Annotated in this window: 28 protein-coding genes and 2 pseudogenes; 9 read left to right on the top strand and 21 right to left on the bottom strand. The window is 66.6% G+C overall.

Annotated elements, in window-relative coordinates:
• Nucleotides 1-284: 284 nt before the first annotated feature.
• Nucleotides 285-419 carry a hypothetical protein gene (locus tag F1D05_RS41910; protein WP_281388929.1) on the top strand — a complete coding sequence of 45 codons (135 nt, stop codon included), beginning with the start codon at nt 285-287 and terminating at the stop codon, nt 417-419.
• 4 nt (nt 420-423) lie between these two features.
• Here F1D05_RS41910 and F1D05_RS09500 read toward each other — a convergent pair whose 3' ends face one another.
• On the bottom strand, nt 424-573 hold the full coding sequence (locus F1D05_RS09500) for a hypothetical protein (RefSeq protein ID WP_185446931.1): 150 nt from the start codon (nt 571-573) through the stop codon (nt 424-426).
• 95 nt (nt 574-668) lie between these two features.
• Entirely contained in the window at nt 669-1,271 is a 603-nt protein-coding gene (locus tag F1D05_RS09495) for a helix-turn-helix domain-containing protein (protein ID WP_185446929.1), read from the bottom strand.
• A gap of 196 nt (nt 1,272-1,467) precedes the next feature.
• On the opposite strand from F1D05_RS09495, the gene F1D05_RS09490 reads away from it, so the two are divergent.
• Entirely contained in the window at nt 1,468-1,644 is a 177-nt protein-coding gene (locus F1D05_RS09490) for a hypothetical protein (RefSeq protein WP_185446927.1), read from the top strand.
• Nucleotides 1,645-1,648: 4 nt separating this feature from the next.
• Here F1D05_RS09490 and F1D05_RS38745 read toward each other — a convergent pair whose 3' ends face one another.
• Nucleotides 1,649-2,737, bottom strand: a complete 1,089-nt coding sequence (locus F1D05_RS38745) for an FUSC family protein (protein WP_206686136.1) — start codon at nt 2,735-2,737, stop codon at nt 1,649-1,651.
• Between the two features lie 235 nt (nt 2,738-2,972).
• Nucleotides 2,973-3,563, bottom strand: coding sequence for a LysR substrate-binding domain-containing protein (locus F1D05_RS38740; protein ID WP_246486844.1), 591 nt, complete (start codon nt 3,561-3,563; stop codon nt 2,973-2,975).
• On the opposite strand from F1D05_RS38740, the gene F1D05_RS39995 reads away from it, so the two are divergent.
• On the top strand, nt 3,517-3,738 hold the full coding sequence (locus F1D05_RS39995; protein WP_246486991.1) for a hypothetical protein: 222 nt from the start codon (nt 3,517-3,519) through the stop codon (nt 3,736-3,738). The two genes, F1D05_RS38740 and F1D05_RS39995, sit on opposite strands and share 47 nt — an antisense overlap.
• Here F1D05_RS39995 and F1D05_RS42895 read toward each other — a convergent pair.
• Nucleotides 3,721-3,864 (bottom strand): annotated as a pseudogene (locus F1D05_RS42895) (helix-turn-helix domain-containing protein); the annotation flags it as partial. The gene F1D05_RS39995 and the pseudogene F1D05_RS42895 overlap by 18 nt on opposite strands.
• 58 nt (nt 3,865-3,922) lie before the next feature.
• On the opposite strand from F1D05_RS42895, the gene F1D05_RS09475 reads away from it, so the two are divergent.
• Entirely contained in the window at nt 3,923-4,717 is a 795-nt protein-coding gene (locus F1D05_RS09475) for an NAD(P)-dependent oxidoreductase (RefSeq protein WP_185446925.1), read from the top strand.
• A 168-nt stretch (nt 4,718-4,885) separates the two neighbouring features.
• On the top strand, nt 4,886-5,293 hold the full coding sequence (locus F1D05_RS38730) for an excalibur calcium-binding domain-containing protein (RefSeq protein WP_246486560.1): 408 nt from the start codon (nt 4,886-4,888) through the stop codon (nt 5,291-5,293).
• Between the two features lie 148 nt (nt 5,294-5,441).
• On the opposite strand, the gene F1D05_RS09465 is transcribed toward F1D05_RS38730, so the two are convergent.
• Nucleotides 5,442-5,768, bottom strand: a complete 327-nt coding sequence (locus F1D05_RS09465) for a putative quinol monooxygenase (RefSeq protein ID WP_185446923.1) — start codon at nt 5,766-5,768, stop codon at nt 5,442-5,444.
• 280 nt (nt 5,769-6,048) lie between these two features.
• Nucleotides 6,049-6,246 (bottom strand): hypothetical protein, encoded by a 198-nt coding sequence (locus F1D05_RS09460; protein WP_185446922.1) that lies wholly within the window; start codon nt 6,244-6,246, stop codon nt 6,049-6,051.
• Between the two features lie 208 nt (nt 6,247-6,454).
• Here F1D05_RS09460 and F1D05_RS39990 point away from each other — a divergent pair, with 208 nt between their 5' ends.
• A complete protein-coding gene (locus F1D05_RS39990) occupies nt 6,455-7,078 on the top strand; it encodes a cytochrome P450 (protein ID WP_246486559.1) in 624 nt (207 codons plus the stop codon).
• Nucleotides 7,079-7,475: 397 nt separating this feature from the next.
• On the opposite strand, the gene F1D05_RS09450 is transcribed toward F1D05_RS39990, so the two are convergent.
• From F1D05_RS09450 to F1D05_RS09410, 10 genes and pseudogenes are all read right to left on the bottom strand, one after another.
• Complete coding sequence (locus F1D05_RS09450) at nt 7,476-7,934, bottom strand: nucleoside/nucleotide kinase family protein (protein WP_246486990.1); 459 nt, start codon at nt 7,932-7,934, stop codon at nt 7,476-7,478.
• A 58-nt stretch (nt 7,935-7,992) separates the two neighbouring features.
• Nucleotides 7,993-8,106: pseudogene (locus F1D05_RS39985) on the bottom strand (nucleoside/nucleotide kinase family protein); the annotation flags it as partial.
• Entirely contained in the window at nt 8,097-8,804 is a 708-nt protein-coding gene (locus F1D05_RS09445; protein ID WP_185446920.1) for an urease accessory protein UreD, read from the bottom strand. The pseudogene F1D05_RS39985 and the gene F1D05_RS09445, both read right to left, overlap by 10 nt.
• An 11-nt stretch (nt 8,805-8,815) precedes the next feature.
• The gene (gene ureG, locus F1D05_RS09440; protein WP_185446918.1) at nt 8,816-9,529 is read right to left on the bottom strand and encodes an urease accessory protein UreG; all 714 of its coding nucleotides are present in this window, start codon (nt 9,527-9,529) and stop codon (nt 8,816-8,818) included.
• Nucleotides 9,522-10,196: an urease accessory protein UreF gene (locus F1D05_RS09435; protein ID WP_185446916.1), complete on the bottom strand. Its 675-nt coding sequence runs from the start codon at nt 10,194-10,196 to the stop codon at nt 9,522-9,524. The genes ureG and F1D05_RS09435 overlap by 8 nt, the downstream gene beginning before the upstream one ends.
• A complete protein-coding gene (locus F1D05_RS09430) occupies nt 10,196-11,896 on the bottom strand; it encodes an urease subunit alpha (protein WP_185446914.1) in 1,701 nt (566 codons plus the stop codon). The genes F1D05_RS09435 and F1D05_RS09430 overlap by 1 nt, the downstream gene beginning before the upstream one ends.
• Nucleotides 11,889-12,239: an urease subunit beta gene (ureB, locus tag F1D05_RS09425; protein ID WP_246486558.1), complete on the bottom strand. Its 351-nt coding sequence runs from the start codon at nt 12,237-12,239 to the stop codon at nt 11,889-11,891. The genes F1D05_RS09430 and ureB overlap by 8 nt, the downstream gene beginning before the upstream one ends.
• Nucleotides 12,240-12,315: 76 nt before the next feature.
• Nucleotides 12,316-12,618: an urease subunit gamma gene (locus F1D05_RS09420; protein WP_185446912.1), complete on the bottom strand. Its 303-nt coding sequence runs from the start codon at nt 12,616-12,618 to the stop codon at nt 12,316-12,318.
• Nucleotides 12,615-14,267 carry a purine-cytosine permease family protein gene (locus tag F1D05_RS09415; protein ID WP_185446910.1) on the bottom strand — a complete coding sequence of 551 codons (1,653 nt, stop codon included), beginning with the start codon at nt 14,265-14,267 and terminating at the stop codon, nt 12,615-12,617. The genes F1D05_RS09420 and F1D05_RS09415 overlap by 4 nt, the downstream gene beginning before the upstream one ends.
• Nucleotides 14,268-14,387: 120 nt before the next feature.
• Nucleotides 14,388-14,762, bottom strand: a complete 375-nt coding sequence (locus F1D05_RS09410) for a MarR family winged helix-turn-helix transcriptional regulator (RefSeq protein WP_185446909.1) — start codon at nt 14,760-14,762, stop codon at nt 14,388-14,390.
• 92 nt (nt 14,763-14,854) lie between these two features.
• On the opposite strand from F1D05_RS09410, the gene F1D05_RS09405 reads away from it, so the two are divergent.
• Nucleotides 14,855-15,922, top strand: a complete 1,068-nt coding sequence (locus F1D05_RS09405) for a substrate-binding domain-containing protein (protein WP_246486557.1) — start codon at nt 14,855-14,857, stop codon at nt 15,920-15,922.
• Nucleotides 15,923-16,024: 102 nt separating this feature from the next.
• Here F1D05_RS09405 and F1D05_RS09400 read toward each other — a convergent pair whose 3' ends face one another.
• The 4 genes from F1D05_RS09400 to F1D05_RS41905 all read right to left on the bottom strand — a co-directional run bounded on the left by F1D05_RS09400 (nt 16,025) and on the right by F1D05_RS41905 (nt 20,663).
• Nucleotides 16,025-16,444, bottom strand: a complete 420-nt coding sequence (locus F1D05_RS09400; RefSeq protein ID WP_185446907.1) for an SMI1/KNR4 family protein — start codon at nt 16,442-16,444, stop codon at nt 16,025-16,027.
• Between the two features lie 128 nt (nt 16,445-16,572).
• Nucleotides 16,573-17,553, bottom strand: coding sequence for a non-homologous end-joining DNA ligase (gene ligD, locus F1D05_RS09395; RefSeq protein ID WP_185446905.1), 981 nt, complete (start codon nt 17,551-17,553; stop codon nt 16,573-16,575).
• Nucleotides 17,554-18,103: 550 nt separating this feature from the next.
• Nucleotides 18,104-19,249: a branched-chain amino acid aminotransferase gene (locus F1D05_RS09390; protein WP_428995008.1), complete on the bottom strand. Its 1,146-nt coding sequence runs from the start codon at nt 19,247-19,249 to the stop codon at nt 18,104-18,106.
• 1 nt (nt 19,250) lies between these two features.
• On the bottom strand, nt 19,251-20,663 hold the full coding sequence (locus F1D05_RS41905; RefSeq protein ID WP_185446903.1) for a helix-turn-helix domain-containing protein: 1,413 nt from the start codon (nt 20,661-20,663) through the stop codon (nt 19,251-19,253).
• Nucleotides 20,664-20,892: 229 nt separating this feature from the next.
• Here F1D05_RS41905 and F1D05_RS09380 point away from each other — a divergent pair, with 229 nt between their 5' ends.
• Nucleotides 20,893-21,330 carry a hypothetical protein gene (locus F1D05_RS09380; protein ID WP_185446901.1) on the top strand — a complete coding sequence of 146 codons (438 nt, stop codon included), beginning with the start codon at nt 20,893-20,895 and terminating at the stop codon, nt 21,328-21,330.
• Nucleotides 21,331-21,554: 224 nt separating this feature from the next.
• Entirely contained in the window at nt 21,555-23,336 is a 1,782-nt protein-coding gene (locus tag F1D05_RS09375; protein WP_185446899.1) for a chitinase, read from the top strand.
• Nucleotides 23,337-23,348 lie beyond the last annotated feature (12 nt).

Below are 23,348 nucleotides of genomic sequence, written 5' to 3'. Positions count from 1 at the left end.
GCCCCCACGCCGGAGACTTCTCGAATCCTGACCGATCCCGAACGGCCGCGGTCGAGTATCCCGGCCAACTAATCCTTTGCCGAGCCAGTGGTCGATTCCGGTCCTTTGCCGAGCCAGTGGTCGATCCCGGCCAAAGTAGGGTGGCGAGACTTCGGCACCAGACAAGCATGTCGTCGTATCCGCCATGCAGTTCCAGTTGATCGCCGTACTGATCGCGCACCAGATTGGCCATGGCAGTCGGATCCTTCAGATCGATCGCTTCTGCCAGCAACTTGATGTCAGGGATGTCGCGGTTTCGGGAGGCGACCAGCTTCATCGCCAGCAATGCCTCCGGTCGTGCGATCTCGATGCGAAGCCCAGCACGCCTCGCCTTCTTGGCGCTGGACGTCGAATGCGGTGGGATCCACGGAGTGGCGTGAGCGTTCAGCCAGTCGGGAGGTACTCCTCCGCATCGGCTACTGCCTTGGCCGCGTCGAGAACTGCCTGCTCAGGAGCGAACATGGCGTCGACATCTCTGGTTCGGCGTTCGGGGCTGTAGGCCAACGCGATTGCCGCACCGCCGACGATGTACATCGACGCGGTGACGCCGCGATGTAGAGCTCTGCCTCGAGAAGGTCGAGGAGATGCTGGATCTGGGGTGGGGTGGGCTGAAGTCGTACGTCATCCGATCACGCCGTTAGTAGGTCGTGCTCGGAGATGTAGATGCCGCGCGTGGAGAGCCAGTCCGGTGTGTGCTTTCGGGTCCAGGCGGCTCCTCGGCGGAGGTTGGGGTGCAGCCAGGGGGTTCGCAAGGTGAGCCTCCTTGTCCACTCCGGGATCCGGGGGCTGTTGTGTTGTTCGAATTCGTGCTCGACCAGGGCGGCGAGCAAGGTCTCGAAGCGCGGATCCGAAACCTCGTGACTCCGACGCAACCAGGCATCGCTACCGGGGTCGTTGTTCTGCAGCATGTAGGCGAGTTGATCCCTTGCCTGCAAGGCCAGCTTGAACGCCCATTCCTCATTGCCGTCAGCAAGTGACTCGTTGATCTCGTCGATAGTCCGATCCGGAGTCATCCAGCCATGAAGGCGACTGCTCTTGAGGCCTGCCGCGGTCCGCAAAGCTCGCTGGTAGAGAGCGGCGGAGGGGATTGTTCTGCCGCTGAGATAGGCAGACAGGCGCGGGCGTGAGGTGCCGAGAAGGCGCGCGAACGCCTCCTGCGTCAGACCGGTGTCAGCCAGCGCCGACCGCAGGTCTGCCGCAATCTGCTCTCGTTCGTACTCCGCGACCTCCACCTGATGAAGGTATCAAATTTGATACGCCCAACCAAGTGCTGGTACCGCGGAGGCGTCGTCGCGGGTTGGCGGAGATTTTTGCAAGAGGTGGATTATCTGATGTTGGTCTGGTGAGGGGTTCGGTTCGGGGTTGCGGTGGGTACCGGGCGTGGCGTTAGATGAGCCGCCCTGTTCGCCCTGTCGTTGGGAGACTGACATGTTCGCTATCATTGCCGCAGTGATTTTCGGGTTGGCGCTGATCTTGGATTGGGCCAATGCCAAGGTGAGTGATGCGTTCACGCCACAGACGTTGCTGATGGCCGGATTACTCTGTATCGCCTTGCATCTGGCGGGAATCGGCACCTCGACGGGTCGGTGGGGCCGCAAGCGCTGAGCCGTCAGGCCCGGCCGGCTTTGAGGATCCGGCGGAGAGTTTCTTCGCTGCCCACACCGCTGTGCCGGGCCGCAGCCCCGAGAGTTTCGCCGGCTTCTACCAATGCGAGCGCCGCCTCCCGGCGGACGGACAGGACGTAGGCGGTCGGCGTCATTCCTGTCTCGGCTTTGAAGAGCCGGGACAAGTGCCGCTCACTCAGACCGGCTCGCGCAGCGATGCCCGAAAGGCTGTGGTTGCTCGCGGGATCGGCCGCGATCTCGTCGATGAGGATGCGGAGCGGGTCGCGGTGCGGACGTGGGGTCCGGGCCGGGACCGACAGTTGCGGCTGTGCGCCACGGCGGCGCATGAACACGACGAGGTCCTTGGCGATCTCGTGCGCCAGTCCGTCGCCGGAGTCTTCTTCGATCAGCGCGAGCGCCAGGTCGATACCGGCGCTGACGCCGGCGGAGGTCAGCACTCGACCGTCCCGGACGTAGATGGACTCCTCGTCGACAGTCACCGTCGGGAACCGCCGCCGGAGAGTGTCGTCGAGGCGCCGGGCCGCCGCTGCAGCCCGTCGGCCTTCGTCGGCAGGCTCGGGTACGGGTTGCGAGGTCGCGTCGCAGCGGGTCACGCCGTACTCGACTGCCTGGCGTAGGTAGTGCGCACTGTCCGAATAGGCCTCGGCAAGTGCCTGTCGGAAGGCGGAGCTCGCGCCGCGGGGCCAGAACAGCACACCGACCAGCAGACTGACTGCCGAGCCGATCGCTAAGTCTTCGATCCGCACCAGGCCGATCTCCCAGCCTGCGGGCGAGATGATGTCGAACAGAATCAGCAGAGTCGCCGTGAACGCCGCCGGGCCGGCAGCGAAGGAGAATGCGGCAGGTGCGAGGCTGGCCAGCGCGACGGCGATCGGCAGCAGCACCCAGGCAACGGTCGTATTGGTGCCGATGGCAACTACCAGACCACCGCCGATGATGATGCCGGCCACCGTGCCCAGTAGTCCGCGTAGTGCGTTCTGGCCTGTGCTCAGCGCGTTGGAACGCAGTACGGCGAGTGTGCCGAACACAACCCAGAAGGAGTGCTGTACGCCGCTCAGGTCGGCGATCAGCACCGCCAGTGCCAGTCCGACGGCTCCGCGGATGCTGTTGTGCAGCCAGACCGAGTGGCGCTCGACATGTGCACCTGCGCGCTCCCGTACTGACGACAGTGGCGAGCCGATGCCGGACGGTCCGGGCCCAGCAATACCCGAGTGGCGGGGATGGGGTGATGCCGCGCGCCCTTTCCTGCCGATGAAGTACGCCGCGGAAGGCTCGAGTGGCGCGGGACGGGGCGAAGCCGCGCCTTTCCTACCGGTGAAGTATGTCGAGGAAGGCCTGGGTGGCGGGGGAGGGGGTGAGGCCGCTGGTGATTGCTGAGTAGACCTGGCGGGGTGGGATGTCGTCCGGATGGACCAGGGCGAGCTTGACGTCACGCCGTACCGCGTCGGCCGCCAGTGACGGGACGAGGGTGATACCGATGCCGGCAGCAACGAATCCCTGCTTCGCCATCCAGTCCCGGGCCACGAACCCGATGTGCGGCCGGAACCCGGTCCGCAGGCACGAGCTGATCAGCGTGTCCTCGGGCTGGCTGCTGCCGGCGATCCACTCCTCGTCGCGGAGCTCCGTCAGCCGCACCTGACGTTGACCGGCGAGCCGATGATCATGGGGAAACGCGACGTACATGAAGTCGTCGCAGACCTTCCGCAGCTCGAACCCGTCAAGATGCCGCGTGTCCGGATAGCTCACCACCGCCACGTCGGCATCGCCGGCTCCGAGCAGCTCCAACAATTCCGGCGTGAACCCTTCTCGGAGCGACACCGACACCGCCGGATGGCGCTGTTGAAAAGCCGCGATGGCCTGGGGAACCAGAGCAGCATCGGCCGTAGCGAAGGCAGCCACCCGCAACCGGCCGGTCGCCAGGTCGCGGAGATCCGCCAACTCGCGCCGGGGCCGCGTCCAGCCGATCGAGGACGGCCTCGGCGTGGCTGAGGAGGCGCTGCCCGGGTTCCGTGAGGCGTACTCCGCGGGGGAGGCGGTCGAAGAGCGCGGTATCGGCTTCTTCTTCAAGCGATGAAATTTGCCGTGAAATCGCGGATTGGGTGTAGCCCAGGACCGGCGCCGCCGCGGTGAACGAGCCAAGGCGGGCGACCTCGACGAAGACCCGGAGGAGAGAGGTGGAGAAGTCATGCTGCTGAGGCATGAGTCCCATGCTAGACATTCGCTACTCACATCGCTCAGCGGTGTCTAGCGTTGACGACATGGATGAGAACAGCAAGATCGCGTTCCTGGGGCTCGGCTCGATGGGCGGGCCGATGGCGCGGCGGGTGGCACAGGCCGGGTACCCACTGACGGTTTGGAATCGCTCGCCCGGACGGGCCGACGGATTCACTGAGGTCGCGGCGTCTCCGGCCGACGCCGTACGAGATGCGGATGTCGTGGTGACGATGCTCGCTGACCCGACCGCGGTACTAGAAGTCGTGCGGTCTTTCGCGGCGGACTTAAAACAAGGCGCGATCTTGGTCGAGGCGTCGACGATCGGCCCCGCCGCCGTACGGGAAGTGGCGGACCTGCTGCCGGAGGGTGTGACGCTGGTCGACTCTCCGGTGATGGGTAGCGTCGACCGGGCCGCGAGCGGGGAACTGTCGCTCTTCGTCGGCGGTGATGCCGATGACGTGATGCCGCTGCTCGAGCTGTTCGGCAGCGTCAACCGGACCGGCGCGGTCGGGACCGGTGCGGCGCTCAAACTGGTGATGATCAACACGGTGGTCGAAGGGGTCGCCCTGATCGGCGAGGCGTTCGCCCTCGCGGACAAACTCGGCCTGCCCGAAGAACAGGTGAAACAGGCAATGGCGGCCTCACCCCTCGCAGGAATCGCCGGCCGCGCCTTTGCCGAAGGCGCCTACTTCCCGATCCGCCTCGCCGCCAAGGACGTCGCACTCGCTGCCGACGCCGCCGACCTCCCGATCGCCCGCGCGATCCACACACGCCTCACGTCGTACGAAGAAGCCGCCAACGAAGACATCGGTCAGATCCTCAAGTACTTCAGAACCTGACCCAGGTCGTCGACCGACGTGGTTTCGACCCTCAAGTACTTCAGGACCTGGGCAAGTCGTCCACCGACGTGGTTCCGACTCAAAATCGCCGCCGGGCTACTGGGAATCGTCCTGGTCGTCGGGTGTGGAGCCGAGACCGCGACTGGTAAAGCGGCATCGCCGGAGACGGTGACCGAGACTGTTGCGACTACCGAGCCGAGCACAGTGGTGAGTTCCAAGCCGCCGACGACCGTCAAGCCGACGGTTAAGCCGACGGCAACCACGTCGAAGCCGGCCGGACTGCTGTCAGTGGCGCCGACCATCAAACCGGTGAAGAAGGCGACCACCAAGCCGACCGTGCGACCCACGACCACCAAGCCGACCGTGCGACCCACGACCACCAAGCCGACCGTGCGACCCACGACCACCAAGCCGAGACCGAAGGTGACGTCCAAGCCGAAGCCGACGACGGGGTCTGTCTCCTACGCGAACTGCGACGCCGTACGCGCGGCAGGCAAGGCGCCCATCCACCGCGGCGATCCGGGTTACGCACGCAAACTCGACCGGGACGGCGACGGCATCGGCTGCGAGAACTGAGTCCACAGCCGCGATCCGAAGTACCCACAGTCTGTCAGTTGGGTAGCGGCTGCGGAAAGGTAGGTGGGGTGTTGTTCGGGGGCGGGGCGTGACGTGGAATGGAGGTGCCGGTCCCGGGGGCGGGCCGGCACCTAAAATTTGCGGGTCGTCAGCGGTCGACGGCCATCTCGCCGAGTTCGGACCACTCGGACTGCGGGACCTCGAAGTTGACGATCTTCGGGGTCGAGGCGAGGTGCGGCGGCAGGTGCTGCTGGGCCGCCTTGAAGTGGTCGGACTGGACGTGAGCGCCACCGGCGTCGCCGTCGCGGAAGGCCTCCACCAGCACGTACTCGTTCGAGTCGTCGAGAGACCGCGACCAGTCGAACCACAGGCAGCCGTCCTCGTTCCGCGTCGCGGCGGTGAAGTCGGCCGAGATCTCGGGCCAGTTGTCGGCGTGCTCCGGCAAGATCTGGAACTTGGCCGTGATGAAGATCATGACTGCACTCCTCAGCGACAAGACGGTCGAAGCCTCGATGCTATCCACCCGTCCACCCCCCCGGCTGTGTCAAAACGAGACCCCCGTACTACGCCCCGCCCCGCCGCCGTGCGTCAGGTGAGTGCCGCGCTGCGGGTGGCGGCTGGCTGGGTCAGGGGCGGCGAGGATACGGGGGAGTGCTGGGAAAGACGCATCCGCCGGGCTCGGGCGGCCGTAGTGCTGGCGGCTTCGAGTGCGGCGGATGGGGTGGGGCGGGGTGGAAAGGAGACCGGCGTCCGAGTCAGGCGGCGAGGCGGCGGGTGCGGTTTTGGTGGGACCAGACGGCTCGACGGAGTTTGGTTTTGTCGGGGTAGCCGGCGGCTCTGCCGATCTGGTAGACGTCGTGGCTGCGCATGTTCACCATCGCGGCGACGAACCAGACCGGGTTTCCCTCGGCCAGCATTGTGACGATCATCTGGGTGGCGGTGTTCTCGGACATCTCGGTCTCCTTGCCTGGTAGGTGCCTTCACTGATACGTCGAATCCGATCGGCGAAAATCGACACGGTCCGCAAAAGTTTCGGCACCCGGATACGGTTTGCCGGTGAGCTCGCCCGACCCGTACGCCGACTACCCCGCATTTCGCTCAAGTTCTTCGCGGAACTGATCGCCCAAGCGAGCGGCGCCGGCCGATGACCTGCTCAGCGACATGATCGCGGCGCGGGATGAGGGGGACTCGCTCGACGACGATGAGCTGACGTCGCTGGTCTTCCTGATCCTGTCCGCGGGCTACGAGAACGTCGTGAATCTCATCGGCAACGCGGTACTCGCCCTGCTCGACAACCCCACCCAGTACGCCGTACTGCGAGGGACCGGTCGTTGCTACCGGCAGCCGTTGAGGAGTTTCTCCGGTACGGCGGACCGGCGCCGCTCGCGATCCGGCGGTTCGCGCTCGAGGATGTATCGATCGGAGGCGTCGTCATCCCGGCGGGCGAGACAGTGCTGCTCGGAGTCGCGTCCGCGAATCGCGACTCCGCGCGGTTCCCCGATCACGGCGAGCACGTTCGGGTCGAAGAAGTCGGAGGCCGAGCGACGCGCGGCCGAGCTGCCTGAGCGGCTCGCGTTCGATCGCGCGGTCGGTGGGCAGCTCGCGCTCGGGCAAGGGATCCACTACTGCCTCGGCGTGCCACTGGCCAGGATGGAGATCGCGATCGCGGTCGAAGCACTGCTCGACCGGTTGCCAGAGTTGGCACTCGCAGTACCGACGAACTCCATCGAATGGAGAAAGTCGCCGCGCACCCGCGGCGTCGTCGCGCTGCCGATCACGTTCTGATCCCGCGCCGTCATCGCCCTGCCGATGACGTGCTGGCTGGTGGCGTCTTCGCTGCCGATCTCGTTCTGATCCGGGCCGAATCCCTCAGCTGATCTGGACCGGAAAAAACGAATGCCCCGACCATGGATCGGGGCACTCGCCCGTGCGGGTCCCGGGGGGAGTGGGACCACCACACGTGGGGGGACTTCGAAACTATCCCGGTCCAGGGGTCATGTCAGAACCAGTACGGCGATTCGCGAAACCTTGTCCGCTGAGCGGTCCAAACCTTGCGCCCAACGGTCGATTCTGGACTAGCCAAATCTTGATCCAAGTGATGGATCGTCCCGCGCATAAACAGGGCCGAGGCCGACCGAAGGTGACCAGCAACCCCAGGCATATGTTCCATCTGGTGGACTGGTCAGGGCAGGTGAAGAATCGCGTCGGCGGCGGGTTTGGTTGCAGCGATCAACTGCGCGTTCGCCTCGTCGCTGCCGTACGTCCGCTCGTGCGCCTCCTCGACCGAACGACCATAGCGCCGATGCCGTGCCTCCAGCCTCTCGCGCCGCAGGTCCTCGGACAGATCGACGTACCAGACCTCGTCGAGCAACGACCGGGCAGTTGCCCAGGGCATCGAATCGAGCAGCAGGTAATTGCCTTCGGTGATCACCAAACTCACCTCGGCGGCGACCGGGATGCTCGCCGCGATCGAGTCCTCCAGTTCGCGATCGAACCGCGGCGCCCAGATCGTCTCCTCGGGCGACTTCTTCAACCGGTCGAGCAACGCAGCGAACCCGTATCCGTCGAACGTCTGCGGCGCCCCCTTCACGGCAGCCAGCCCGAGTTCCTCGAGCGCGGGCCTGCGCGAGGTGGTACCCATCCATCGGCACCAGCGCGACCTCGTGGCCGAGGCCGATCAGCCCGGCGGTGAGCTGTTCGGCGTACGTCGACTTGCCGGCGGCGGGCGCTCCCGTGATGCCGAGGATCCTGCGCTGCCCGCTGGTTGCCAACTTGACCGCCCGAGCCAGGGCCTCGTCTCGATTCAGCTGCACGCGGAGATCTTGTCAGGCCACGGCAGAGCTGCCCAAGTTTGCGCAAGGTCGCTCTCATGCTGGGCGGCCACCAGACGCCGGGCAATCGAGCCGGGTTGCTCAAGCTGAAGCGTCTGACCGGACTCGGGTAGGCGGAAGCCAAACGTCGTCACGGTGTCGAGGCAGCGTGCCGTCCCGAGGACCGCCCAACCAGCCCGTGAGTCAGGGGCGAGATCCAAGTCTTCGGCCAAGACGAGTTCTCCGCCGACATGGGCCCGCAGCACGGCGTACAGGGTGCCGCCGACCTCTCCGTGCCGGCCGAACACCAGGGACTCGCGAAGCGCCGCCGTGCAACCGTCGTCCAGCGCGAGCCGAGTCGTCCGGGTCACCTCGGCGTCCTCGGCGGCCACGAACGGTTCGCCGTGCCAGCTCAATGTCGCGCCGTCGGTCAGCGTGATGTCGACCTCCCAGCTGCTCGATCCGCCTCTGGTCGGGTAGGCGACAGTGCCGGCCGTCTCAACGATCTCGACTTTGACCAAGCCTTGAACAAAGACCTCGATGCGAACCTGATCGCCCGCCAACAGCAGTGCCCCGGCGGCAATCAGCGCGATCCGTACGACGCCGTCGCCGGCAGGCAGCCGCCGTGGCGACAACAACCCAGTGACCAGAACGCATCGATCGCGAACCGCATCGGCGACAACCTCAATCCGCGTCAGCATGCGGACCGCCCTCAGTGGGCGTGGGTATGTGAGATCAGTACGCCGTCGTCGCCCACGTGGGAATGCGGTGCCATCGGGCCGGGGTCGACCGGCGTGTGGTGACCGCTCCGAACCACTTCGGTCATCGCGAGCACCCACTCCTTCAGTTTGGCCACGGAGTCCAAGTCGGTCCTCGACAACGCCAGGACGGGTTTGCCGCCGCGCGCGGCTTCGGCGTCCGTCACCATCTGGGGTACGTCGACGCCGACGTACGGCGCGAGGTCGGTCTTGTTCACCACCAGCAAGTCGGCTCGCGCGATACCGGGGCCGCCCTTACGCGCCACGTCTCCGCCGCCGGCCACGTCGAGAACAAAGATCTGCGCGTCGACCAGAGCGGGGGAGAAGGTAGCGGTCAGGTTGTCACCGCCGGATTCGACCAGGACTACGTCCAACGGAGCGAAGTCGCGTTCGAGGTCTTCGACCGCGATCAGGTTCGGGGTCACGTCGTCCCGGATCGCGGTATGCGGGCAAGCCCCGGTCTCGACCGCGCGGATCCGCTCAGGATCGAGCACCCCGGCCGAGCGCAGCAGCCGCGCGTCTTCGTCTGTGTAGATGTCGTTGGTGATCACGCCGAGCCGGAGCTCGTCGGCCAGCTCGCGGCAGATCATTGCGATCAGCGAGCTCTTACCGGTGCCGACCGGACCCGCCACTCCGAGGCGGAAGGATCGGGTGGTGGGTTTAGGCATGAAATAACCTCATTCTCTCGGCCGCATGGGCTTGGGCGAAGACGTCGATCAGCGGAGCGCCGTACGCCGGGATGTCGTCGGGGTCGGTCAGCTCGGCGACGGCCCGGATCAACTCTTCGATGGGTTGGTGCAGCGCCGCCAGCCAGCTCGCGGCCTCAGCCGGATCGACCGGCAGCAGCTTGAGCGACGCGGCCACTACCGCCTGCGCATCGTCGTATCCGATCAAGCGTGCCGTCTGCTCCGCGGACAGATCGTTGACGGCGGCAACGACTCCGATCACGACCGGTCTGGCGATCTCGATGTCGGGCTGCAGATGCTTGAGTACCTCGGGCCAGACGCGTGACGCGAGCCGTAGATAGGCGCGACCTTGACGGCGCGATGCAGCCCTTAATACATGGCTTGGAGTTCGCGCTGCCCAGGCAGCCTCCACAGTCGTGAGCTGCTCCCCATTGAGGGCGGCAGCTCGCGCGACGACACCGACCGCCGCCTCGACCCGTGTGACGGTACGAAGCCGATCGCGCGCATAGTCGGCAACCTCGGATAGTCGGCTTCCTTCAGTACCAAGCCCAGCCCGTACTGCGGGCTCAAGGCCGGCGGATTGGGTATGGCCGCCCGTCGGCAACCGGCCATCGGCCAGCATCATGGCGACCAGCTCGGGGGAGCCCATCAGAACAAGTTGTAGAGCTGGGCCAACGGGAGGACATCGGCCGGTGCGGGTTCGATCAGGTCGCCGTCGACCTTGATGGCGAATGTCTCTGGGTCGATGTCGATGCTCGGCAGGGCGTCGTTGTTCTTCATCTGCGCCTTGCCCACCTCGCGCGTCGGCCGTACCGCGGCGAGTTTCCGCCTTAGTTGAAGCCGTTCCGCCAAGCCGTCGTCGAGCGCGGCGGGCGAGACGAAGGAGAACGAGAGGTCGGCGCCGATCGCGTCACCGAAGGCCGGTCGCATCAACGCAGGCTGCGGGGTCGGGATGGACGCGTTCGGATCGCCCAACGCGGCCCAGGCGATGCCGCCGCCCTTGATCACCAGTGCGGGCCGGACGCCGAAGAACCGTGGATCCCACAACACCAGATCGGCGAGCTTCCCCGCCTCGACCGAACCCACCACATGATCGATGCCATGGGCAACCGCCGGATTGATCGTGTACTTCGCGACGTACCGCCGGGCGCGTTCGTTGTCGGCCGGCCCGGTTCCGAGTTGACCGCGACGGGCCTTCATCACATGCGCGACCTGCCACGTACGAGTGATCACCTCGCCGATCCGGCCCATCGCCTGCGCGTCGGACGACGTGATCGACAACGCACCCAGGTCGTGCAGGATGTCCTCGGCCGCGATCGTGGTCGCGCGGATCCGGGACTCGGCGAACGCCAGGTCCTCGGGTACGTCCGGGCTGAGGTGATGACAGACCATCAGCATGTCGAGGTGCTCGGCCACGGTGTTCACGGTGTGCGGCAGAGTCGGGTTGGTCGAACCAGGGATGACGTACGGCTCGGCCGCGATCTTGAGGATGTCGGGTGCGTGACCGCCGCCGGCCCCTTCGACGTGGAAGGCGTGGATCGACCTGCCCGCGATCGCGGCAAGTGTCGACTCGACGAAGCCGGCTTCGTTCAAGCTGTCGGCATGCAGCGCGACCTGCAGGCCCCAGTCGTCCGCGGCCTTCAATGCGGTGTCGATCGCGGCGGGAGTGGATCCCCAATCCTCGTGAACCTTGAAGCCGGCGGCACCCGCGAGGGCCTGCTCGGCCAGAGCCTCGGCGCTCACCGTGTTGCCCTTGCCGAGCAGCAGCACGTTGAGCGGGAAAGCATCCAGGCTGCGATGCATCCGCTCCAGATGCCACGCGCCAGGCGTGACCGTGGTCGCCTTCGAACCTTCACTCGGCCCGGTTCCGCCGCCGACGATCGTGGTCGTGCCGGTAGCGAGGGCCTCGTGCAGTTGGGACGGCGAGAGCAGGTGAACGTGGGAGTCGATCGCGCCGGCCGTGAGGATCCGCCCCTCGCCCGCGATGATGTCCGTCGACGGTCCGATCCTGAGATCGGGATGTACGCCGTCGGCGATATCAGGATTCCCGGCCCGTCCGAGCGCGACGATCCGCCCGTCCCGGATCCCGACGTCGGCACGGACGATGCCCCACCAATCGAGCACCAGCACGTTGGTGATGACGGTGTCCGGAGCACCTTCACCGCGAGTCGTCGTACCCTGCGCCATCGACTCCCGGATCGACTTCCCGCCCCCGAACACCACCTCCTCGCCACCCACGGTGAGGTCCTGCTCGACCTCCACCCACAGGTCGGTATCCGCCAACCGCACCTGATCCCCAACAGTCGGCCCGTAGAGCGCGGCATACGCGGCCCGCGAAATCTCAACCACGCTGCTTCACCTGGATCCCAGGCACCTTCTTCATCCCGCGTAACGCAACCGCGGCGACTTCCCGCGAAGCCCCCGGCTCGAACCGCTGCGAGGTGCCGGAGGGGATGTCCAGGCGGAAGCCCTGCGCTGCCGTCCGGTCGAACTCCAGCGCGGAGTTCGCATCGGGCAGGTGCAGGTGCGAACCGATCTGCACCGGCCGGTCGCCGGTGTTGAGTACGACGAGCGTCAGCCGCTCGGCATCAGTCCGGTCGGCGTTGAGCACGATCCTGCCGGGTGCTACCCGGACCGCCCCAGGTCCGTCGGTCGACCCGGCCGCCGTCATCGTGGCCACCCCAGTCGGCACCGTGGCGTCGTGAGGCTGTCCGGCGCCCTCTGACCTTCATTGCTAAGTCTAATCTCGATTGGCATGTCGCTCCGGATCAGATTATGGGGCTGTGGATAGTGACGAGTTTTCGGCCGTCCGGGAAGGTCGCCTCCACCTGGACGTCGGTGAGGAGTTCGGCGACGCCGGGCATTACCTGGTCGCGGGTGAGTACAGTGCGGCCTTCCGTCATCAGGTTGGAGACGAGGGCTCCTTCGCGAGCTCGTTCGATGACCCACGCACTGAGAAGGGCGACCGCTTCGGGGTGGTTGAGAAGCACTCCACGGGCCAGCCGGTCGCGGGCGACCAGGCCGGCCATGGAGAGGAGGAGCTTCTCGACCTCCGCCGGGGTGAAGTTCACGTGTTCGCCGGGAGGACGTGGTCGGCCACCTTGTCGGTGCTGAGGCAGAGAGAGCAGACCTCGGCGTCGTGCGTCTCGCACGCCACCATGTCCGGCCGCTCGTAATCCTGCCGACAGACATGGCAGGTCAGTACTTCGCCCGACGGGTTCCCGTACTCGTCGTACATCGGCAGGTCGATCCCATCGCCCGTACGCCGGAGGTAGTACTTCCCTTTGGTAGCGATCGCCAGCAGCGGCGGCAGTACCAGCGCGAGCACGATCGCCACCAGTGGCGAGTACGGCTTGATCCCCGAACCGAGTCCGCCGAAGAACACCAGGATCGACACCCCGGCCGCGACCGCCATCGAGATGAACCCGACCGGGTTCACGGCGTACAACATGCCGCGCCGGAACTCGGGCTGCTTGGGCGACAGCTTCAGCAGGTACTTGTTGAAGACGATGTCGGAGGCAACGACCACGATCCAGGCCATCCCGCAGTTCGCGTAGAAGCCGAGGATGGTGTTGAGGAAGTCGAACATGTTGGCTTCCATCAGTACCAGCGCGATCACCAGGTTCAGCCCGAGGAAGACCAGCCGGCCCGGGTAGTGCCTGGTCAACCGCGTATAGGAGTTCGTCCACGCGAGCGACCCGGAGTACGCGTTCGTCACGTTGATCTTCACCTGACTGATCACGACCAGTACTACGGCCAGCGTCATGGCGAGCCAGCCCGGCAAGAAGCCGCGGTAGATCTCCAGGAACTGGTGCACCGGTTCGTTCGCGACCGAAGCGCCGTCGGTGACGCTGGCGATGATGTAGACCGCGAGGAACAGCCCGATCACCTGCTTGATCGCGCCGAAGATCACCCATCCCGGCCCGGCCAGCAGCATCGCCGTCCACCAGCGACGGGAGTTCTCGGGCGTCTTCGGCGGCATGAACCGCAGGTAGTCGATCTGCTCGGCGATCTGCGCGATCAGCGACAGGCAGACCCCGGCCGCGAGCAGCATCGAGCCGACATCGGTCGCACCCTTGCCGTCCTCGCCCTGGTAGTCGAAGAACGACGAGACCGAGTCGGGGTGGGAGACGACGAGGTACACGAAGGGCAGCACCATCAGCAGCAGCCACAGCGGGGTCGTCCAGACCTGCAGTGTGGACAGCACCCTCATGCCATAGATCACCAGCGGAAAGATCACCATGGTCGAGACGGCGTACCCAAGGGCGAGGGGGATGTGCAGACCTAATTTCAGGCCTTGGGCCATGATCGAGCCCTCGAGCGCGAAGAAGATGAAGGTGAACGACGCGAAGATCACGTTCGTCACCACCGACCCGTAGTACCCGAAGCCGCTGCCGCGGGTGATCAGGTCGAGATCGACGTTGTAGCGCGCCGCGTAGTACGCCAGCGGCAGGCCGGTCGCGAAGATGACGACGGCGAAGATCGCGATCCCCCAGAGCGCGTTCGTGGTGCCGTACGAGATGCCGATGTTCGCGCCGATGGCGAAGTCGGCCAGATAGGCGATGCCGCCCAGGGCCGAGACGGCGACGACGCCGGTGGACCACTTGCGGTAGCTGCGTGGCGCGAACCGGAGGGTGTAGTCCTCCAGCGTCTCGCGGGTGGCGGTGCTGGGTTCAGAACTGGTGGGGGTCGGGACGTCCAACGCGGGTTCTGCGGTCATGGCGAACTCCTGCGGCATCTTCGGGCGGTGGATGCACCTGCGGACGGCGACGCTGCCGGCGCGATGCACCCGAATGGAAGGAACCTAGGAGTGCTGTGTTTCCTGCGTGTTGCCGAACCGCTACGGTCGTGTATTTCCATTCGGAAGTAATGCCAGCAGGTCCGGCTCGAGCCACCGCTCGGCGATTCGGATCCGCTCGGCCACCGTCAGCCCGACGGGGGAGAGTGCGGCGACGACCCGGCGCCGGTCGTCGCGGTGGATCCGGCGCAGCACCAGCCCGCGCTCGACCAGCTTGTCGACGTGGCGGGTCAGGCTGGCCGGCGGAAGCACCGCGTTCTCGGCGAGCGTGGTCATCGGCTGGCCGGGCTCCTCGTACAGCGCCGACATCACCCGCCACTGCTCGATGGTGAGCTCGAACTCGTCCAGCAGCGGGAGCAGACCGAGTTCGATCCGGCGCTCGGCCTGTTTGAGCTGCAGCAGCAAGCTGCTCGTCATCAGGTCCTCCCGTGGCTCACTGGCGTCTCACAGTGCGGTGAATATAGCTCAATGCTCGGAGAATGGCGTCCGGCTGGATCACACTGGTCGACATGCCCGGATCAGAGGTGGTCTCGATCGCCTTCGTGGTGCCCCAGCAGGGGCCGACCGGGATCTACGGCCCGTCCTGCCTGGCCTGTGGTGAGCTCGCAGTCGAGCAGCTCAACGCAGGCCGGGGGATCGCCGGACGCCGGATCGAGCTCGTCCACGTCGATGCCGGCCGCCCCCCCGCGGTGGTCGCCGAGGAGGTCGGCCGGCTGGTGGATTCTGGTCAGGTGGACGCCGTCGCGGGCTGGCACATCTCCGCCGTACGGGTCGCCTTGACCCGGCGTATCGGTGGTCGGGTCGTCTATGCGTTCGCGGCGATGCATGAAGGCGATGACGATACCCCTGGCGTCTTCATGCTCGGCGAGCGCCCCGTCAACCAGTTGCTCCCGGCAACTCATTGGATCCGCGAACAACACGGCGTACGGCGCTGGGCCGTGGTCGGCAATGACTACGTGTATCCACGCGTCACGGCATCGACAACGAGAAAAGCTTTACAGGGAACGGGTTCTTCCGTAGTACGAGCTGATTTCGTTGCCCTCGGAACCACCGACTTCCGACCGGTACTGGCGAGCCTCGAAAGGGGTGAGGTCGATGGTGTGATCATGCTGTTGATGGGGCAGGACGCGGTGCATTTCAATCGGCAGTTCGCCCGTGCCGGGCTGAGCGATCGGCTTCTGCGGCTGAGTCCGGCGATCGAGGAGAACACCTTGCTTGGTGCGGGTCCCGGCGCGAACGACGGCCTGTACGCGGCGGCTGCGTACTTCGATGGGCTCGGGACGATCGAAAGCGGCGAGTTCGCCCGCGAGTACCACGCGCGCTTCGGTCCGTGGGCGCCGGCGCTCAACGCCATCGGAGAGTCCTGCTACGAAGCCATCCGGTTCCTCGCCCGGCTCGGCGAGCTCACCGGGTCGATCGGCATCGACGCGCTCGGAGGCCTTCCCCCGAACGCCTTCTACGACAGCCCCCGCGGCCTGGTCCGGCTGGACGGAAACCTCGTCACTCAGGACGTCTACCTGGCCCAGGCGCACGGACTGGAGTTCGCGATCCAGGACCAGATCTCCCGCACCGCCTGATCTTCGTGCACCGCGTGAGCGTTTCCCGCGCGTCGGCTGCTGACACCGTGCACAAAGGCTCAGGCCACATAGCCGTCGGGGCGAATCAGGATCTCGTCGCCGTTATGCGCGTGGTAGTAGGTGAAGGCCCCGGGGGAGATGTAGGCGTCGGGGCGGCCAGCGGTTCGTCCTACGGTCACGGCGTGCGGGTGGTCCGAGGGCGTGGTCGTCCCCATCGATGGAGTCGGCGATCGCGATCGACTCCAGGGCGTACTCCCGCTCGAGGGTTTCGTCAGGTTCTTCGAAGAACCACGCCTCTTCAGTCACCTCCCGGTAGAGCTGCTGCTCGTCCTGGAGGGCAGCCGGTGGGAACACCCGGAGAATCCTGCTGACCCTACCGGCGCCCAGCGTCGTCACGAGTTCGCGATACCCGTTGGGCAGTTGGACGTTCAAGCTCGCTTCGAGCGCGTCCACGTCGCCATCGGTCGCAAGCCTCAGTTCATCCTGTACGAGATAGAAGTCGCGCCAGTCATGGTGCGTCACCCAAGCCCCCTTTCCTGGTCCACGCCCGACGGTCGCCCATCAGTTGCAGGACGAGCCGCCGGCGTACCGGGAAGTTCTCGGCCCATCCGAGTCCATCCGGGCACCCCGTTATGCACACGTGCGGCCGGCTATTCCTCGGGTGGTGGGGGTTCTTCGGCGCCTTCGCGTTCGTCTCGTTCGGCCCACTCGATCAGGGTGTTGAGCGAATACGCCGAATCGTCGATCGTGGCGTGCAGGTCGCCGAGTTCGGCGAAGCGGGCGGGCACTGTGGCGATGGTGAACGCCTTTGGGTCTACGGTCTCGATCTCGTCCCAATGGATTGGCGTGGAGACGGTGCCTTCGGGGTTTCCGCGCACGGAGTACGCGCTCGCGATCGTGTGGTCTCTCGCGTTCTGATTGAAGTCGACGAACACCTTCGACGGGTCGCGGTCCTTGCGCCACCAGGTCGTTGTCACGTCGTCGGGCGCGCGCCGCTCCACCTCGCGCGCGAAAGCCAGCGCCGCGCGGCGTACGTCGGAGAATCCGTACTCCGGTTCGACGCGTACATAGATGTGGATGCCCGAGCCGCCCGAGGTCTTCGGGTAGCCCGTCGCGCCGAGATCGTCGAGCACCTCCCGCGCGACCTGCGCCACCCGGCGTACGCGATCGAACGGGCAGTCCGGCATCGGGTCCAGGTCGATGCGCCACTCGTCGGGCTTCTCGGTGTCGGCGCGCCGGGAGTTCCACGGGTGGAACTCGACCGTCGACATCTGCACGGCCCACGCGACATGCGCGACCTCGGTGACGCACAGCTCGTCCGCGGTGCGGTTGTACCGCGGGAAGTGCACGCGCACGGTCTCCATCCACGGCGGAGCGCCGTTCGGCAGGCGCTTCTGGTGCACCTTGTCGCCGGACACGCCGGATGGGAACCGATGCAGCATGCAGGGTCGTTCGCGCAGAGCTCGCACGATCCCGTCGCCGACCGAGAGGTAGTAGTTGACGAGATCGAGCTTGGTCTCACCGCGCGCCGGGAAGTAGACCCGGTCCGGATTCGAGATCCGCACCGTGCGCTCGCCGACCTCGAGCTCGATCGCCGGCGTCTTCGCTTTGGCCGCCTTGGACTCTGCCATGCGGCCAATCTATGCGGCCCCACGGACATCCGGCACTCACCAACTCACCAACCGGTCACCCAGTACCGCTCAGCTAGGCGTCCGTACCGGCCGATCGCGCGAGTTGGTGAGTGTTGGACGTCCGCCCGGACCGCCAATCCATCGGTAGGGGTGAGCGGGGCGGACCGCCAGGCCATCAGTGGGGGTCGGAGTGGAGAGCGATCGGCGAGACGCTGGGCGTGCGACGGCAAAGACGGGGCCGGAAGAAGCCAGTACTGATGGCCTGCGGGTCCGGCCGGCGCGCGTCGGTCGGGGGCGTACCGCCAGCACTCACCAACTCTCCGCGAGTCGGTCGATCACGCTCAATTCACAGGCGCGAGTGATCGAATCCGCAGGTTGGTGAGTGGGGGAAGTACGGCGACCAGCAGACCCGCTCAGTAGAGCCGGGCCGCGGTCGACCGAGCTCACTAGGTAGGCGAGCCAGGTGGGCTACCCGAGCACGCCGGCTTGCCGGGGTCGACGCGCCAACCGGGCTCCGAGTGGCGCACCGGCCTGGTCGGCGCGGCACTCGTCAGGCGAGGCGGGTCAGCCAGTTGCGGGGGTCTGCGGTGCGGCCGTATTGGAGATCCAGCAAGGCGGCGCGGATTGAGGCGGTGACGGGGCCGACGCCGTGGTTCGCCGCGTGATCGCCGATGGTGAGGTTGCCGTCGGACCAGGCCAGTCGGCCGATCGGGGTGATCACTGCCGCCGTACCAGAGGCGAACGCCTCCGTGATCTCGCCGCTGCGGAGTCCGTCGCGCCACTCGTCCGCGGAGATGCGGCGCTCCTCGACCTTGTGCCCGAGGTCCGCCGCGAGCTCCAGCACCGAGTCCCGGGTGACGCCCGCGAGGATCGAGCCGGACAGCTCCGGCGTGGCGATCCGGCCGTCGGCGTACACGAAGAAGACGTTCATGCTGCCGCTCTCCTCGATCCAGCGGCGCTCGACCGCGTCGAGGTAGATCACCTGGTCGCAGCCGTTCGCGGTCGCTTCGCCGAGCGCCGCCAGGCTCGCGGCGTAGTTGCCGCCGCACTTGGCTGCACCCGTACCGCCCGGAGTCGCACGGATAGAGCTGGTCGACAACCAGATGGAGACCGGCTTGGGGCCAGTGTCGAAATACGGACCGGCAGGGGAGGCGATGACGCCGAACAGCACCTCATGAGCCGGCCGGACGCTCAGTGCGGCCTCGGTGGCGATCATGTACGGCCGTAGATAGAGGCTTGTCTCGCCACTACCGGCCGGTGGCACCCACACCTCGTCGACAGTCACCAGGGCACGCAGCGCGGCGATGAAGGCCTCTTCCGGCACCTGCGGCAGGGCAAGCCGCTGCGCGCTCCGGGTGAACCGCGCAGCGTTGACCTCGGGCCGGAACGCCCAGACCGAGCCGTCCTCGTGCCTGTACGCCTTGAGTCCTTCGAAGATCTCCTGCGCATAGTGCAGCACCGCGGCGGCCGGGCTGACCCTGAGCGGCGCGTACGCCGTCACCCTCTGGTCATGCCAGCCGCGATCGAGGCTCCAGGAGGCGAGCACCATGTGGTCGGTGAACGACTGCCCGAAGCCGGGCTTCGTGAGCACCGCCGTACGCGCCTCTGCTGTCGCTGGGGCGCTCGCCAGCTCGACCTTGAAGTCCCATGCGTCTGCCACCGCTGTTGTCCCGTTCTGACTCGTCACTCTCGGCACGCTACCCCTGCGCCCAGGCAGAACTCGACCCGCTGCCCACAGTGCGAGTCAGATACGGCCTGCGGCCCAGCAGTTCGCGGTAGTCCCGCACTGCAGGTCTCCCGAGATCCTTGCCCGGTACTGCGGACAGCACGCGACCGCCCGCGTCGTACAAGTACTGCGTATGCCACTGGTCGGGCAGCTCCACCAGCACGCGCATCGCCAGAGCCAACCCGGTCGCTACCTCACCGTCCACCATCAGACAGTGAGCCAGACACAGCTCTAGCTCCGCCCGCTCGGTCAGCCGTTCCGTCGGGCACAGCTCCAGCGCCCGCTCCAGCACCACATAACCAGCCGCCGGATATCGCAGCTCCGCACAAACCCGCCCTTCAACCCCATGCACCTTCCACGCCGACCATTCGAAGACCCCACCGTCTCCCTCAGCAGGCAACTCGTCGGTCACAGCAAGGAGATCCTGCACAGCGCTCCAAGCGGCTGCCGCCAGGCTCTGCCGCGCAAGCACCAACGCCCGCCCCGCGTGCCCCCGAGCCAGACACCCGCCCCGCCCACCAAGCACCCGCCCACCAAGCACCCGCCCACCGAGCACCCGTCCCTCCCCGTTACCGCTCGCGCCGGTGTGAACCCCAGTCCTCCCGCTGTCAACCGACCAATCCGGCAGGCTGAAGCTCCCAGCACGGGCGAGGGCGACGGCTTCGTCAGCCAGCGCCAGCAGCTCGCCGAGCGGCTTGCGCTCGGTCAACCCGCTGATGGCCTGCGACCCCCGCACCAGGCTCATGACCAGCTGCTGGCTGGATCTGTCAGCAGATGTCCGGCTGGTCGACCACCATCTCCCGGCAGCTCGACTCTGCCCCAGTCCTGTCAGGGTGAGTGCTACCAGGACACCTAGCTCGGCCGCCGGTACTGCGTGCGTCGCCGAGGCATCCGCGGGCAGCAGTTGCAGCTGAGCAGCCAGCTCGGGGAGTAGATCGCTGGGTGGGGTCGTGCCGAAGGCCGCGGCGAGGTCGGCCGCGACCGCGTTCCACTCCTCCTCTGCGTGCGACTGCCCGAAGGATTCGACCAGTCCGTGCCGGACCGCCTCCAGCAGATCCACACCCACCGCGACCGCCGCCCGCTGGACCTGGGGGACCGGCTGGTGCTGCGCGATCAGCTGGGCCTGGGGCAGAGGCTGGGACTGCCCGGCCAGTTGGGTCTGGGGGAGTGGGTTTGTCTGCTGGTGGGCAGCCGTGAGGGTGCTGCCGGTGTTCAGTTCGCGGTCGCACAGCCGGGCGAGGTGAGCAGACCCCGGCCGCTGTCCGCGCTCCACCTGGGACAGGTAGCTGTGGTCGTATCCCACCCGGGTCGCGAGTTGCCGCAAACTCAGAGCGGCTGCTTGCCGGGACTGCCTCAACTGTACGCCGAACGCTGCCTCAGCCACAGGATCCTCCCCCGTTCGAGCTGTGGGCCGGACTGGCCGGCTCACTGGTCGCGCCTGGTGGTTGCGGTGCGCACCGGGGACGTTACAAGGGCCTACCGACAAAACAGTGCACAGCACCGGCCTCCCTTGTAGCGCAGGTGTTTCAGCCCCTGGCAGTGGGCTGTGGGCTGCTTGGACAGCCCACAGATCACACCTGGTGGGCGCGGCTCGCGCCGGTGAGGATTCAAGAGTGAAGCGACAGAACACGATGCAGCAGAAGCCGCGGCTCTTCCAGCTCGTCCGGCACACCGATGTGACCGGCGTGCGTGGCACGGGAACGCTGGCAGAGGGAGTCGAGTGGTCCGACGGCGCAGTGACCGTGCGCTGGCGTGGCCGGTGGCCGGCCACGTCCGCCTGGGACGGTGGCGTCGACGCGCTGCTGGCCGTGCACGGACACAACGGCCGTACCCAGATCCACTGGCTCCCCACAGCGCAACCCCAGACCACCCCGCAACAGCCCGGCTCGCGACGCCTCGAACTGACTCCCGCTGCCGGCGGTCGGCCATTGGCTCCCGTGTCGGTCCTGACCGCCAAGGCGCCCGGCACGCTGTGGCTTCCGGCCGCCGGGGTGGACGGTCTGTGTGGGCGGTGCGGACGCGGCTGGCCGTGCCTCGGCTGTGATCCCTGACCAGGCGCGAAACAACGCTGTCAGGCGCTTGTTGATGCGATTTAGTGTGCTCGGAAGATCTTCCGAGCACGGACGGATTGGGTGGCGGTGCCGCCACTGGGCGGAAGACTGTCAGCGAACGTCGGGTATCGGACAGCGGCGGAAAGCCGCCGGGGTGATCCATTGACCGAGAGTTTCGGAACCTCTCTACTAAATGCACCCCCACCCGTCCCGGAGGTCCGGCCATGCGTTCTCGGTGTCTTGCCGCGGTTGTCGCTTTGCTTGTCGTCCTCACGGGGTTGGTGACCGGCGCGAGCAGTGCTCAGGCCGCGAACCTGCTGACCAACCCCGGGTTCGAGACCGGGTCGCTGAGCGGCTGGACGTGCTCGGGCGGTTCGGTGATCACCAGTCCGACTCATTCCGGCAGCAACGCGCTGAGCGGCGGGGTGTCGGGAAGCGACGTCGCCCAGTGCAGCCAGACCGTCGCAGTACAGGCCAATACGGCGTACACGCTCTCGGCTTGGGTGCGTGGGTCGTACGTCTACCTGGGCGTCACCGGTGGCGCTTCTACGTGGACGCCTTCGGCCTCGGGCTACACGCAGTTGACGGTCGCGTTCACCACTGGGGCAAGCCAGACGTCGGCACAGATCTACCTGCATGGCTGGTACGGCCAACCGGCGTACCAGGCTGATGACGTGAGCCTCGACGGTCCCGGCGGCACACCGCCGACCGGTGGAGCACCTGGTGTCCCCGGCACACCCTCGATCACCGGTACTACGAACAGCTCGCTCTCGCTCTCCTGGGGAGCTTCCAGTGGCACAGCCACGGGCTACCGGGTGTACGAAGGAACCAACGTCGTCAAGACGGTCACTGGTACTACGGCGACTGTGGACGGCCTAGCGACCTGTACCAGCCACAGCTACTCCGTTGCCGCTTACAACAGCAACGGGGAGTCCGCCAAGTCATCGGCCACCACGGGGACGACCAGTGGCTGTACTAGTACGGGTCTGGCGAAGCATGCGTTGATCGGCTACCTGCACGCCAGCTTCGCCAACGGGTCGGGGTACGTCCGGATGGCCGACATCCCGTCCGTGTGGAACATCGTCAACCTGTCCTTCGGAGAGCCGACCTCGGTGACCTCGGGCGACATCCGGTTCAACCGCTGCCCGGCGAGCGAGTGCCCGAACGTGGAGAGCGACGCGGACTTCATCGCGGCGATCCGGGCCAAGCAGGCGGCCGGGACGAAGGTGCTGATCTCGATCGGCGGCGCCAACGGCCAGGTCCAGCTCACCACAGCCGCGGCGCGCGACACCTTCGTGAGTTCGGTCAGCGCGATCATCGACCGGTACGGGCTGGACGGACTCGACATCGACTTCGAGGGCCACTCACTGTTCCTGAACCCCGGTGACAACGACTTCCGCAACCCGACCACGCCGGTGATCGTGAACCTGATCTCCGCGCTGAAGACGCTGAAAGCCCGGTACGGCGCGAAGTTCGTACTCACGATGGCGCCGGAGACCTTCTTCGTCCAGATCGGCTACCAGTTCTACGGCGACGGCGGGAACGGTGGCGACAACCGGCGCGGGTCCTACCTGCCGGTGATCCACGCGCTGCGCGACTCGCTCACGGTGCTGCACGTCCAGGACTACAACTCGGGTCCCGTGATGGGGCTCGACAACCAGTACCACACGATGGGCGGTGCCGACTTCCACATCGCGATGACCGACATGATCAAGGCCGGCTTCCCGGTCGGGACCACCGGGCAGACCTTCCCGGGACTCCGGCAGGACCAGATCGCCTTCGGCGTACCGGCCGCCTCCAGCGCAGGGAACGGCTACACCGCCCCCGCAGCCGTTCATCAGGCGCTGGACTGTCTCGTCAAGGGCCAGAACTGTGGCGGCTACACGCTGCGCGGCGGTACTACGCCCGCGTTCCGCGGGTTGATGACGTGGTCGATCAACTGGGACAGGTACTACAACTGGGAGTTCCAGAACAGCCACGCGCCGTACCTCGCGGCCCTTCCGTAACGGCCGGGATGA

The sequence above is a fragment of the Kribbella qitaiheensis genome, assembly GCF_014217565.1.
Taxonomy (GTDB): Bacteria; Actinomycetota; Actinomycetes; order Propionibacteriales; family Kribbellaceae; genus Kribbella; species Kribbella qitaiheensis_A.
Note: the sequence above shows the minus strand (reverse complement) of the source record. Positions and strands in the feature narration are given on the sequence as shown.

Bases quoted from the DNA above. Each gene is read 5' to 3' on its own strand.
- F1D05_RS09410 (WP_185446909.1), bottom strand. From the start codon at position 14,762: ATGACGAGCAGCTTGCTGCTGCAGCTCAAACAGGCCGAGCGCCGGATC.
- F1D05_RS09450 (WP_246486990.1), bottom strand. From the start codon at position 7,934: ATGGGTACCACCTCGCGCAGGCCCGCGCTCGAGGAACTCGGGCTGGCT.
- F1D05_RS09460 (WP_185446922.1), bottom strand. From the start codon at position 6,246: ATGTCCGAGAACACCGCCACCCAGATGATCGTCACAATGCTGGCCGAG.
- F1D05_RS39995 (WP_246486991.1), top strand. From the start codon at position 3,517: ATGGCCTGGGGAACCAGAGCAGCATCGGCCGTAGCGAAGGCAGCCACC.
- F1D05_RS09500 (WP_185446931.1), bottom strand. From the start codon at position 573: ATGTACATCGTCGGCGGTGCGGCAATCGCGTTGGCCTACAGCCCCGAA.
- ligD (WP_185446905.1), bottom strand. From the start codon at position 17,553: ATGGCAGAGTCCAAGGCGGCCAAAGCGAAGACGCCGGCGATCGAGCTC.
- F1D05_RS39990 (WP_246486559.1), top strand. From the start codon at position 6,455: ATGATCGCGGCGCGGGATGAGGGGGACTCGCTCGACGACGATGAGCTG.
- F1D05_RS09375 (WP_185446899.1), top strand. From the start codon at position 21,555: ATGCGTTCTCGGTGTCTTGCCGCGGTTGTCGCTTTGCTTGTCGTCCTC.
- F1D05_RS41910 (WP_281388929.1), top strand. From the start codon at position 285: ATGTCGCGGTTTCGGGAGGCGACCAGCTTCATCGCCAGCAATGCCTCC.
- F1D05_RS09415 (WP_185446910.1), bottom strand. From the start codon at position 14,267: ATGACCGCAGAACCCGCGTTGGACGTCCCGACCCCCACCAGTTCTGAA.
- F1D05_RS09475 (WP_185446925.1), top strand. From the start codon at position 3,923: ATGGATGAGAACAGCAAGATCGCGTTCCTGGGGCTCGGCTCGATGGGC.
- F1D05_RS09465 (WP_185446923.1), bottom strand. From the start codon at position 5,768: ATGATCTTCATCACGGCCAAGTTCCAGATCTTGCCGGAGCACGCCGAC.
- F1D05_RS09405 (WP_246486557.1), top strand. From the start codon at position 14,855: ATGCCCGGATCAGAGGTGGTCTCGATCGCCTTCGTGGTGCCCCAGCAG.
- F1D05_RS09445 (WP_185446920.1), bottom strand. From the start codon at position 8,804: ATGCTGACGCGGATTGAGGTTGTCGCCGATGCGGTTCGCGATCGATGC.
- F1D05_RS09435 (WP_185446916.1), bottom strand. From the start codon at position 10,196: ATGGGCTCCCCCGAGCTGGTCGCCATGATGCTGGCCGATGGCCGGTTG.
- F1D05_RS09490 (WP_185446927.1), top strand. From the start codon at position 1,468: ATGTTCGCTATCATTGCCGCAGTGATTTTCGGGTTGGCGCTGATCTTG.
- ureG (WP_185446918.1), bottom strand. From the start codon at position 9,529: ATGCCTAAACCCACCACCCGATCCTTCCGCCTCGGAGTGGCGGGTCCG.